The organism is uncultured Chryseobacterium sp. (genome assembly GCF_913776365.1).
In the GTDB taxonomy this organism is placed as follows: Bacteria; Bacteroidota; Bacteroidia; order Flavobacteriales; family Weeksellaceae; genus Chryseobacterium.
In genome coordinates, this window is sequence record NZ_CAJYMO010000240.1 from 1 (window position 1) to 12084 (window position 12084).

Below are 12084 nucleotides of genomic sequence, written 5' to 3' on the forward strand. Positions count from 1 at the left end.
TAAGTCATCAGTTATGCATCTGCTTTAACGATGGTTTCCCTGTTGGCCATGGCCACATAATTTACCGTGTCAAAGAAATTGGGCTCATCGGGATGAACTTTTGTCAGATAGTTTTCTGAACTGAAGAAGGTATGGAAATCCTCAAAAGAGTCAAATGAAATTTCCACAACGGCATCATACAGCGGCCTGGGAAAACCTTCTGCAACGATAGGGTGATTCACCACATATTTTCTGACGTAACGTTCGGTCTCGGGAATGGAACAGAATAAAGGGGCATGGATGTTCTTATGATAATCTATGAATTCTTCAAGGCTCATACCGGGCAGTTTCTGTACTAAAAACGTAAATTTGATCATTGTTTGTTTGTTTGTTTATCTATTAATTTGATGCAAAATTATTGCATCGGTTAATCCAAGTCAATTACGCACAAATTTGTGCGGTGGTATTTTATCATAAACCAGATGTATGTACAAAAAGAAAATCCCGCTCAGAACCGAATGCGGACTGCACCTGTTTAAAGAATTCCTGAGCGGAAAATGGAAACTGATGATGCTTTTTTATATTTCGGAAGGCATCGTAAGGCCCGGGGCACTGCAAAAGAAGATAGCTGCAGACAGAAGGGTGATGAACAGGCAGCTGGATGAGCTGCTGCAGGATGGGTTCATCACAAAATGTTCATACGATACGAAAATTCCCAGAGTCGAATATCAGCTGACTTCTCTTGGCAGGAGCCTGTTGCCTTTGATCATGAGCCTGGAAAAGTGGGGCGAAAATAACAGGGCCGTTTTGGAGGCAGCGCTTGCCGGAAAACAGGAATGAATTCATGCAAATACCATGTATTGCCGTTGAAACAGGCAAGTGGTATTTTGATGGCCAATGTTTGAAATCGTACAGAAATCTGTTGATACATCTGTTTTTTTGTACATTGCATGTAAAACAGGCGCATGCTTAAACAGAAAGAATCAGTATCAAAATGCTTACCCTGGTAACAGGAATCATCCATGTTACCGGTTATTAAAAAGGATAATTTAGAAACGATAAACATATGCATCATCAGTATGAAATATGGAAAAATGACCTGGCCGGGATACTGGATGTAACCTATCCTGTGGTTCAGGCCCCGATGTTGGGGGTCACAACGCCTCAAATGGTGGCTGCGGCAGCCAACGCAGGAGCATTGGGTTCGCTGGCTCTCGGCGATCTGCCTGCCGGAACATGCGCGGAGCTGATCCGGGCAACCAAAGAATTAACCGGTAAGCCATTTGCCGTAAATCTTTTCCTCCACCCCTTACCGAAAAAAACGGAAGGGCTGAGACTGCAATACCTCCGGACCAAAGAATTTCTTACCGCATTCTCTCATAAGCATCAGCTGGACGTGGACTATCCGGATTACGAAGATATTGAACTGGTTGATTATCATGACCAGCTGGATGCCATCATTGCTGAAAAACCGAAATTGGTCAGTTTTACTTTCGGTCTTCCCGATCAGGCAAGCATTGAGCGGTTGAAGAAAAACGGAACGGTACTCATAGGAACGGCTACTTCTGTTGAGGAAGCCATTGTACTGGAAAAAGCCGGAATCGATGTTATCTGTGTGCAGGGTTACGAGGCAGGCGGCCACAGAGGCAGCTTCTTGGGTGATACCATCCCGGAGATCGGCGGCATCTCGCTGCTGTCCCGGGTATATGATCAGGTGAAGGTCCCGTTACTATATGCCGGAGGCATTTATGATGCCAAAACCCTCCTGGCAGCCGGGTTATTGGGAGCACAGGGATTTCAGGTCGGAAGCCTCCTGCTGGCCTCAGCTGAAAGCGCGCTGCATGAATTTGAGAAAGACAGATTGAGAAACGCGTCCGAAAAAGATATTGTGCTTACGAAAAGCTTTTCAGGACGTTATGCAAGAGGCCTGAAAAACGCCTTTACCGATGCCCTGGACAACAGTACCTGCATATTGCCTTATCCTTACCAGAACAAAATCACCGGGCCGCTCCGCGCCGCTGCAAGACTCCGGCAGGATCCTGAGCTGGTAAGCATCTGGACAGGGCAGTCAGAATCATCCTACAGCAGGGCCTCGGCAGGAAGTATCATCACGGATCTTATTGAAAGCACGGAGAATTACAACAGATCACTGGCTCATCATAGGGTATCGGAAAATAAACGGTAAAAACATCATCATGACCAATTAAAACCCTGAAAATTCAATAAGCATGCAGGAAAATATAGAATATAACGAAACTGATTTTGAAGTCAACCTTCAGGATTATTACACTTGTATGTATTATAAAGGAGAACCTTTTACCGGGACGTTAGTGGATGGAAATACACTCACCCAATTTAAAAATGGCAATGCTCATGGAAAATCTATAGAATATTATGATGACGGCCAACTGGCCGAAGAAAGTTATTTTGAGAACGGAGATTATGTAAGCTTTAAAAGCTGGCATGTCAACGGCGCCGTCAAATCAGAGTGGCCGGTTGGAAAAAAGGATAGCCTTGAATATGACATGGATGGAAATATGATACGTAAGAATTCTGATTTCTATTACAAGAACGGGAATTTCAGAAAGCGTATGATTCCTCATACAACAGAGTTTTATAATGAGGGAGGCGAATTGATTGTCATGATCCGGCACCATCTTGCGGAATGCAGAAAACCAGTGCTCCATGTGAACAAAGAAAAATTTTCCGAATGTTATATTGACCTTTATTTTGAACGGTATCCTTACATTTCAGGCTATAAAGATAATATAGGCGGTGATATCATCGGATGGTTCTGGTACCTGTTATCCCAAAAAGAAAAAGATAAGAAGTTTGCCGTAACGGCCATCACTGAATTGTTACAGGATGAAAGGAACCATAGCACGTTTGATTTGGAACGGATCTTACAATCGATGGATAAAGTGGATGCCGAACGTAAATGGAGAATATATTATTCTGAAATCATTGAATTCAGATAAGGATACTGTTTTAAACCTTTTGCTGACAATCCCGCCTCCGGCAAGTCCGGCAATATATTATAGGAAAGTAATCCTGCAAAACGACGATTCGGCAGGCCTGCTGCTTCCTCCCGGATATAAGCAGGGGAGAGCATTCAGCATTTCAGGGCAAACTAAGGAAATAAAATGCTATATTTACGTTTCAAACCTGATAACAATGAAGACTACGCAGATTATCCTTTTATTCTTTATTTCATTCCTGACTTTCGGGCAAAACAAACAATTTCTATACGAATATAAATTCATTCCTGATTCTATGAATACAGCGGACATCAGATCAGAAGTAATGATCCTGAATGTCCTGAAAGACAGGTCTGAATATTACAGTGCCGTAAGATATGCCTCGGATTCCGCCCAGGTTGCAGATTTTAAGAAAGGCATCGTCTCCATGCCGGCTAATGTTGAATCGGTGAATGAATGGGTGACCAAATATCCCGGCTCCCGTCAACTTACGCATACCACCTTTCTGGTCTGGCACAAATACAAAATTAAGCAGGAGGTAGAATTGAAGTGGGAGCTCACCGGGGAATTTTCGAAAATCCTGAATTATGACGTCCAGAAAGCAACGGCCCGGTTTGGCGGCAGGCAGTGGACAGCGTGGTTCACCAAAGAAATTCCCATTCAGGACGGCCCTTATAAATTCAGAGGTTTACCCGGCTTGATTTTAAAGATTGAAGATTCAACGAAAAGCCATAGCTGGGAACTGAAAGGAATCCGCAACAATCAGGGTGAATTTATCTATCCCGATCTGGGTCAGTACAGGATCATAGAATTGAATTATGATCAGTTCGTTAAGAAATATAAAAATTACCGTGCCAATCCGACTGCAGATCTGGTAGGGCAAATCCCTGACCAGCAAAATGCTGACGGAACCATGCGTACCTCAGCCGAAGTGATCAGGGATATCAATCAGCAGATTATGACAAAACTGGCTCACGAAAATAATCTGATTGAGCTCAATTTATTGAAATAAGTTTCCCATTCAAGTTACGTCAACTTTTCCATTGGTAAAAAAGACCGGGATCTGGGCGGGAAGCATTGCAAAAACAGTTGGTATTTCTCAAAAAAACAGACACGGCTTACTGCACATAGTGTAAGGTAAATTTTTTGTGATCCGGATGTCTTTACGCAGGCAGTACCTGCATGGATGAAATAATTGGTATTGGCAGACAGATAAACCATTTTGTCTGTCAGTATTAATTTATTGAATATCATTCAGTAAGCCATATTTTAAAGATATTCATCATGTCAGTGCAGAAGCGGGAAAACGGTAACTTTTACGCATGTCAGGGGAATGCAAAGGACATTTAGATAAAGACCGGAGCAATACAGAATACCAGTGTACCGGAAAATAATCCGGTAGGATTGAACCGTAAGATAAACTGCCGATAAAACATCTGCCGGAAGCAGGATTGAGATCCTTAGATTGCATACATTTGCCAGGACAACGAGTCGCCCTAAACTTTTGTAAGTTTCCTTCATAGAGTCACGAAACGCTTATAAATAAAATTAAATCTCAGAAAATGATGAACATAATTTTTATATGAGCATCACAGTCAGCTGTGAAAGGTATACAAATCAGATGGACGCCGTATATAAATCCGGAAGGATGCTTATGGTTTAAACAACACTACATGACAATGAAAGAACAGACAATAAAAAATATAATCGATACCTATTTAAAAAAGTGGGTTGATCTTGAACTTAACAGCATGCCGGGTGACGTTGAGCCTGAAATGGCTGATCCGGATCAGGACAAAGAGGATGAATGGCGGACCTGGATTCCTGTTACCGGTAAAGTAAAAGATTCTGAAATTGAGGAAATAGAAAACAGAACCGGACATCCATTCCCGGATGATTACAAAACTTTTCTGAAGCACAGGCACTTCTATGAACTTCAGATTGCTGAAGTTTCTTTTTGCGAACATCCAGTAAACACATGGCGGGCAAGTCTTTCAGAAATGATTTTTAATGGTTATCCAAGGGAGTTGCTTATCGGCAAAGGATACATTCCGTTTGCCAACTGGAGCGATTGGGGCCTGCTGTGTTTCGATACCAGCAGAAACCAGGCGGACAGGAACTATCCGGTAGTATTGTGGGACCATGAAAGGGAAGATGAATTCCGGGATCAATATCAGGATTTTTACGACCTGATGATAAAACTGGACGAAGAAGAAAGGAAGAAACTCAGCTGATACCGGTTAACAGATGACTGGGGCACTTATAAAGATATCCGGGTAAGCTTCAGCAGCAGTTATTTTATTGAATTTTCCTATTATAAATCTGCCATATTATCAAGCCATAACCAGTAAATTTCAGAAACGATACCTTTTAAAAGCGATAAAATGAGAAGTATTTTATCGCTTTTTTTTTAGAATAATACCAAAGTAAAAATATACTATTGATTTCAGCTACCGGTATGAAGCTTTTATAGGGTTATTCAAGCGTTAAAATAAGCCATGCAGGAACACGATCCTTTTCTGCGCCCTGATGGTTTTAAGAGTTCACCATCCCGGTCTCATTACAAGACCCGGGATAATGGTGTGAACCCTTTGATATATAGAAATCATAAATCCGGGAATAAGATGTATGCTGATGATGTCGCCAACACACTCATAATGATCTAAATTTGGTATTGACTATTATTTCATTGCTTTCTTTTTTATAATCGCGCATCGCTTTGACAAACTGGACAATATTGAGGTCCTGATCAATTCCACTGTTATGAGGTGCTTTAATATCCATGATTTTGCTCTTATCCTCCGGCACCAGCTGCTGATACCAGGCCAAGATCTGCGGAGAAGGAATTGATATCCTGAAATTTGTGCCCTGAGATTCAGTATTCATGGATGATACGTCGCTTCTATTGGAAGTCGATTTTGCTGCGCTGAAACAGAAAAATCCGCCGCCGCCCGATGACTTCTGATCCGTAATTTCATGGACTGCTTTAGTCATAGACTGACTTACCGAAAATTCTATGATCACATCTTTAGCCACAATAAATGCTGTAGGAAACGCAGGGAATAAGCAGCTGTTTATATCACCGGCTTTACTCCAGTCCGGTTTATTGTCAGCAGCAAAAGCCATAGCACCTTTGGAAATCTGTTGTTTCGTCATCCGGCTCATGATATCGGTTGCTTTAAAAATTCCCGGATTCAGCCATTCCCTGTTGATATCAACTTTGGCAGCTTTAAAACCAATTCTTATTTCTGTATGATCTTCCAGGCTGTCATTCTTCACGGTTGCTGATGATGCAGAAGAAGTATTGGAATATCCCCCGAAAAAGAAATTAACATTCATTTTTGAATCCGATGCGGAAGAACTGGTATCAGACTTCGTTGCAATCTGACTTTTAACAAACGAAAACTGGAATGTCATAAAGGGATCAGCCTTATCCGGATTGGGTTCTGATTTTGCCACAGGTGCGGCATTGGCATCTGTATTTAATATAATCTGTTCTTTGGTTGTAGATAAAGAAATAAGAAAATTCTGCTCTTCCTTGCTTACGTCTTCTGCCAGCGATTCTAATCTGGCCTGGAAGAAAGAGAGGTCTGCGTTGAGCGAAGCTTCTAATGCAGTTATTGAGCGGGCACTGTCAGCTACCTTTCTGCCAATTGCGGTCAGGGCGTTTTGTTTCTCATTGATGTCTTTTAAAGCATTTCCAATTTTTGCAATATCTGCTATGGTAATATCTGTCCAATTGCCGCTTTCTTTTTTCTGCGCTTTTACTGATGCTGTATCTTTTGCGTTACCTTCGCGTTTGACGGTACTCGCTTTCTGTGCCTCCTCATTAAGTTCAGCTAAATCACTGTCAGTTGCTTCACGTGCCGGCGTGCTCTTTAGTTTACGTTTTTCCAGGTACATCTGTACTGCCAGTAAAGTATTATCGGTATATTGGTTCTGCAGTGCGGTAAATGCCTTTTCATAATCGGCATTCTGCTCCAGAAATTCTTTTCTGGCACTGGTAACAGACTCGCTGCTAGAAGCTTTGCCCGCTAAATTGACCAACTGAGCCAGGCATGACTTCAGCGCCTGCTTCTTGGCGTTCAGAGACTGCAGAATATACTCCGGGTCTTTCAGAAGGTTCACAGGATTTATATCGCTTTGCAGGTATTGTGACCAGTTCGACGGTGAGAAATCTACGGGGTATACATAGTTTCCTGAAGCAGACATCAACCGTACGTTGTTGACCAGATTGAGGGCTTCTTCAATTTCTCCGCCCGGTCCGGAGGTAAGGGCGCCCAGGATCGCATCCATGTCTGACGGAGAATAAACACTAAGAATTTTTCCGAACAGGGCATTGATCTTGGCCATCCGGATTTCACCGTTGGTTTCAAACCAGTCCAGATAATTTTCTTTCGCCGTGGAGGCATCCTGTCTGAAAAACTCATGCTTCATCCTGTCACAATCGCTCTGCCATTTCGCTTTTTCTTCCAGCCATTTGTCATACATGATAAAATAGTAGTCCTGCAGGGTTCCTTTAAAGGGTTGCCCGTCAACAGTAGCTTCCGGCGCCGGCCTGTTGATGTATTCCCTCAGGATGCTTTTTACCTGTGGCAACAATGGACTGAAGACAGGAACCAGAACACTCAGGGCCTGCATATATTGTGCTGAAACCTTTTGCCCGTTGCTTCCGGCCAAAACTTTTGCTATATCAAACATCTGATTGGCCAGTCTCGATTCGGCCTCCTTTACAGCGGTGGGTTTGATCTCATTGGTATTGTACCGGAAATCATCAATATTCAGGCTGCTTCCCGGCATCAGCATGCTGAATACCTGCTGTGGATTGGTACCGCCGAATACCTCAGAAAGCTTGTCATATATCTGCTCTATAGCAGGAACCGGAGCTTTTTCTTCGTCACTTAACAGATTGTGATGAATAGACTGAAATTTGTCATGCTTATAAAAATAGTCTATAATGGGAATCTTTTCCTTATTTGCTTCAGCCAATACTTGCTCATATTCAGCTTTATACTTAAAATATGGAATATGATAAAGATGCCGATCTTCAATCCCGTCTTTTGGATTTTCTCCTCCAAGAATAGTTGTATTATTAATTGTCTTAATAATAATTACAGGATGCCTTTTCGAATAATAAGTATTTGTAGCAGCTGTATGGGTTTTATGTCCTCTTACACTAGCAAGCCAGTTCGGAGTATTACCATCTACCTTTACTTCTTTTTTCTCATCGAATAAAATGGATACCGGACAATCTTTATGATCGTTAATAAATGCTCCATTATTATTTTTTAAGAAATTTGTGAAAGCTTTTATACCTGAATCTATTTCTGCCTTATACTCCTCAACTTTTTGTTTTAGATCATTACTGTTCCTGAGTTTTATAGAAAATCTATCTATTAATTTAAATGCATCATTAGCGATTATTTTTTTCCTTATTTCACCTATCCAACTCTGATCATCAAATTGGTAATCATCATCATCATCATCATCATCATTATTTTGCACAGAATAATAGACTATCAGTAAGTTGTAGATAGTATTCTTAAATATCAGGACAGCCTTGTATAATTCCAAATTTGCATTGGATAAAGTTAAATTCTCTTTATCTGTGGGAAAAACTGATTCAATTTCTAACATTAAATCGTCATAACCTTCTATTTTATTCTTAAGCTTTAAAAATGCATTCCTTTTAATCCCAGTTTTTTCTTTAAAAACTGATTCTGAAGATGTATTATAATGGACAGTGAGTTCTTCAAAGGCTTTTTTATAACAACTGTTATTATTTTCCAGGATATAAGAATCAACTGTTAGACTTACTTCTGAAAGGTCTTTGAATTCATCTGCAGAAATAAATTTCTTTATATTATCAATATTTTTTGTCATCTTTAATTTATTAGTTTATTTTTTTTCCTATAATTTAACAATCATCAACTGTGTACCATCATCATTATTCAGTATCTGTGTATTCGCACTGTTTAGACTGGTAGCCTTTATTTTAATGGTATCATTTATATTTAAGTATACCATAAATACATACTGTGTAGAAGATTTTATAGCGGCATTGGTCGTAGTTCTTAAACTTCCGTTAGAAACGTAGGTGGGATATATATTCACCATGGATCCGTAAGAAGATCCGTTCACCTCCAGATAGTTATAAGCTCCGAGCGTATTATTGGCGTTGGCACTATTGTCTACCATAGAATTCCGCGTCTGTATAAAATACAATCCTGCAGAACCTGCTTTATAGGTATTGGTAGCAGTGCTGTAGGTTCCTAAAGAAGGTGCCGTAACAATATTGTCATAAATTACCGTATCAGGCGTTGCACTGGTAGAAACAACCAATGACTGTGTTGCAGCGGTTTTTTTAACGACAAGATCAAGTTTTGCGCCTCCGGAAGAAGGTGCGCCGGCCCAGGAAAGATTGCTTCCGTCGGTCGTCAGGAATTTTCCGCTGTTTCCCGTTTGATCCGGCAAAGTGGTTCCGGAAGAAGGTGCAGCCCAGCTCCCGTCTCCCCGGAGATAAGTTGTTGCACTTGCTGTTCCGGTAGCCGATATTTTTGCTGTGGTAACCGAAGCATTTGCCAATTTCCCGGTTGTAACTGCCAGGTCATTCATTTTATTTGTCGTAACCGCATTATTTGCAATGGTGGAAACGGCGTTACTGGTTACCGTAATATCCCCTGTAAGGGTCTGTGGATTTTGTGGAGAATAGGGAGAGGAAGAACCAGTAAGATAAACCTGGCCTCCTGTAGTACCATTGGAAAGTCCCTGACCGTTATTTCCGTTACAGATATATCGGGTATCCGTAATTTCAGGGATGTCCAATGTTCCGTTACTATTATTATCCAGGCCGGATTCCACCTTAATTCCGCCATTTGCACAATTGGATCCCGCCGTTTCAGCAGTGGTTTTTACGAGTGCATTTTTACCATTCGATCCACTGCCGCTGCCTCCCAGATTTGAAACTGCCGATCCGGAAACGCTGCCGTCATCATTAACGGTAAACAGATTGGTCCCGTCTGAATTTTCAAGCTTAAAGTTCTGAGTTGCCGATGTGCTGCCTTTACTTTTAACGTGAAGAGTGGAAGTGGGAGATGTTGTATTAATTCCAACATTTCCGGTCTGTGCCATCATATGCTGGCAGAGTAACAGGATGGCTGAAGCCGTGAAATACTTTTTTAAAAAAAAGAAACGCTTTTTCATATACTTTATATTAATAATGCTTTAATTTAAAGAGGGGAAAGAATTACTTTTACTTCTTTTCAGGCAGGATAAAACAGGCATTTTTTGCATAGTTATCAGCTCCTGGCCCTGCCGTAAGAAAGGTCTGACTCATCTGCTCGCATCTGTTTTCAGAATCATTTTATGATACAGATCATGCTGGATTCCATAAGGGTACCTGGCAAACAGGATAATAAGGTATCGGGTTTTCTTATCTGTCCGGAAACACCTGATTACCGTATTGTTTCCATTATGGATTTTATATCCTGAATCTTAAACGGAATGCCGTTCTGAAAACAAATCCTGACAGCTTTCCAAAATTTTACTTTAAAAATCAGCACTGAATTTTCTTTTAATTCTCTTGCAAAACAACCCAATAAATTTCAAAATCAACGGGTTTATACGTACGAAAAAAGGATAGTTGGCAGATCATACCGGTACGAAAAAAGGATAGTCTTGGAACTATCCTTTATAAATGAAAACTGAATCTGACAGAATGTATTTAATAACTGCCTGAAAATGATATGTCTAAATTTGTAAAACTCAATTGATGTCTTTCAGGTCCTTCCTGGTCCTGATATTGAGAATTTCATATATGCTTTTAATATGATATTTAACCGTACTTTCAGTAATATTAAATTCGCATCCTATTTCTTTATTGCTTTTTCCCTCTTTCATCAGTTCCAGCATCCGCAGCTGCTTGGGACTCAACTTTTTTTTCAGCTCGATGTCACGGTTTTTTTCAGATTGATTATTGATCAGTATTTGCTTCATCGAATCGATCTTATCTAAATACATTGAGTTGTTTTTTTTTGTCGCCAACGCATATCGTACTATGAAATAGATGACAATGCAAAGGATTAAAATAGCCAATGAATACATGATGATAATGACCGTATTCGATTTTTTGATTTTCTGCTCAGTTTCCTGCGCTTTAAGATCACGATTCAAATGCAACAGCTGAAGGTTCTCTGAAGGCTTATAGAGTTTGTTTAAAGAGTCAAACAGGGTGGTGAACTTAAGTGTATTTTCTGCATCATTCTTTTCTTTATAGAAGTTCATCATGACTTCAGCAAGGTAAATTTCGTACTTGAGTATTCTGCATTCTTTAGCCTTATCTATTCCCAGCTGATAATACTGATGGGCTTTCTCTGAATCATTCAGAGAAAAATAAAGCTGTATCTGTTTTCCATATACAATGGGCAGATCACAATTGCTGTTTTTCTGCATCAATGATGATGCTTGTTGATAATAATTCTGGCTTTGTCTGAAATCTTTTTGTCTGTAATAAATATATCCCTGTTGCATCATGATTTTCGCCTTATCATCCTCAGAAAGGTTTTTATAGTTTTCCTTTGAGATCTGTTGCATGATCGTGGCAGACTTGTCATAATCCTGTGTATCGAAATAAGCAAAAGCATACTGAGCATTTATTTCATTATAAAGTTCGGTAAGCTTATTTTCCCGGGAAATGGCATCGGCCCTTGAAAGATAATATTTAACTGAAACATAATCCTGAAGCCGTTTATAGGTAAGAGAAAGTAAAATGTTGATTTCTACTTGGTCACCAGGAGACAACTGCTCGTTTTCAATTAATTTGAGAAGCGTGTCCTGTGATTTTTTATATTGAAAATTATTGTTATAATGATAAATTCTATCAGATAATGTACCAGGCGAAGACTGTTGACAATATAATAATTGACAATAAACTGATAAAATTATGAATAAACGGACATTCATTATTGATTTTTCAGCAAAAATAGCAATTATGAAGTCATATATTGTGAATAAAATAGAAACTAAAATTATTTTAATATCAAATCATATCAGAATCTTAATTATCATGCAAAACAATAAGAGTTGAATTCTCCTGAAATCCGAAAGATCCCGGAATATAACATCTTTC

At 40.0% G+C, this 12084-nt stretch carries 9 protein-coding genes; 5 read left to right on the top strand and 4 right to left on the bottom strand.

Annotation, left to right across the window (positions count from 1 at the left end):
- Window positions 1–11: 11 nt before the first annotated feature.
- Window positions 12–356, bottom strand: a complete 345-nt coding sequence (locus QZ735_RS12270; RefSeq protein ID WP_294248812.1) for an EthD domain-containing protein — start codon at window positions 354–356, stop codon at window positions 12–14.
- Between the two features lie 109 nt (window positions 357–465).
- Here QZ735_RS12270 and QZ735_RS12275 point away from each other — a divergent pair, with 109 nt between their 5' ends.
- The 5 genes from QZ735_RS12275 (at window position 466) to QZ735_RS12295 (ending at window position 5191) form a co-directional block, all read left to right on the top strand.
- The gene (locus QZ735_RS12275) at window positions 466–819 is read left to right on the top strand and encodes a helix-turn-helix domain-containing protein (RefSeq protein ID WP_294248815.1); all 354 of its coding nucleotides are present in this window, start codon (window positions 466–468) and stop codon (window positions 817–819) included.
- A gap of 226 nt (window positions 820–1045) precedes the next feature.
- Window positions 1046–2164 (top strand): nitronate monooxygenase, encoded by a 1119-nt coding sequence (locus QZ735_RS12280; protein WP_294248819.1) that lies wholly within the window; start codon window positions 1046–1048, stop codon window positions 2162–2164.
- 43 nt (window positions 2165–2207) lie between these two features.
- Window positions 2208–2957: a hypothetical protein gene (locus QZ735_RS12285; RefSeq protein ID WP_294248822.1), complete on the top strand. Its 750-nt coding sequence runs from the start codon at window positions 2208–2210 to the stop codon at window positions 2955–2957.
- A 196-nt stretch (window positions 2958–3153) separates the two neighbouring features.
- Window positions 3154–3969: a GLPGLI family protein gene (locus QZ735_RS12290; RefSeq protein ID WP_294248826.1), complete on the top strand. Its 816-nt coding sequence runs from the start codon at window positions 3154–3156 to the stop codon at window positions 3967–3969.
- A gap of 667 nt (window positions 3970–4636) precedes the next feature.
- Entirely contained in the window at window positions 4637–5191 is a 555-nt protein-coding gene (locus tag QZ735_RS12295; RefSeq protein ID WP_294248828.1) for an SMI1/KNR4 family protein, read from the top strand.
- A gap of 418 nt (window positions 5192–5609) precedes the next feature.
- Here QZ735_RS12295 and QZ735_RS12300 read toward each other — a convergent pair whose 3' ends face one another.
- The 3 genes from QZ735_RS12300 to QZ735_RS12310 form a co-directional block, all read right to left on the bottom strand.
- The gene (locus QZ735_RS12300; protein ID WP_294248831.1) at window positions 5610–7946 is read right to left on the bottom strand and encodes a hypothetical protein; all 2337 of its coding nucleotides are present in this window, start codon (window positions 7944–7946) and stop codon (window positions 5610–5612) included.
- A 921-nt stretch (window positions 7947–8867) separates the two neighbouring features.
- A complete protein-coding gene (locus tag QZ735_RS12305; RefSeq protein ID WP_294248833.1) occupies window positions 8868–10160 on the bottom strand; it encodes a hypothetical protein in 1293 nt (430 codons plus the stop codon).
- Window positions 10161–10721: 561 nt separating this feature from the next.
- Window positions 10722–11756: a LuxR family transcriptional regulator gene (locus QZ735_RS12310; protein ID WP_294248835.1), complete on the bottom strand. Its 1035-nt coding sequence runs from the start codon at window positions 11754–11756 to the stop codon at window positions 10722–10724.
- Window positions 11757–12084 lie beyond the last annotated feature (328 nt).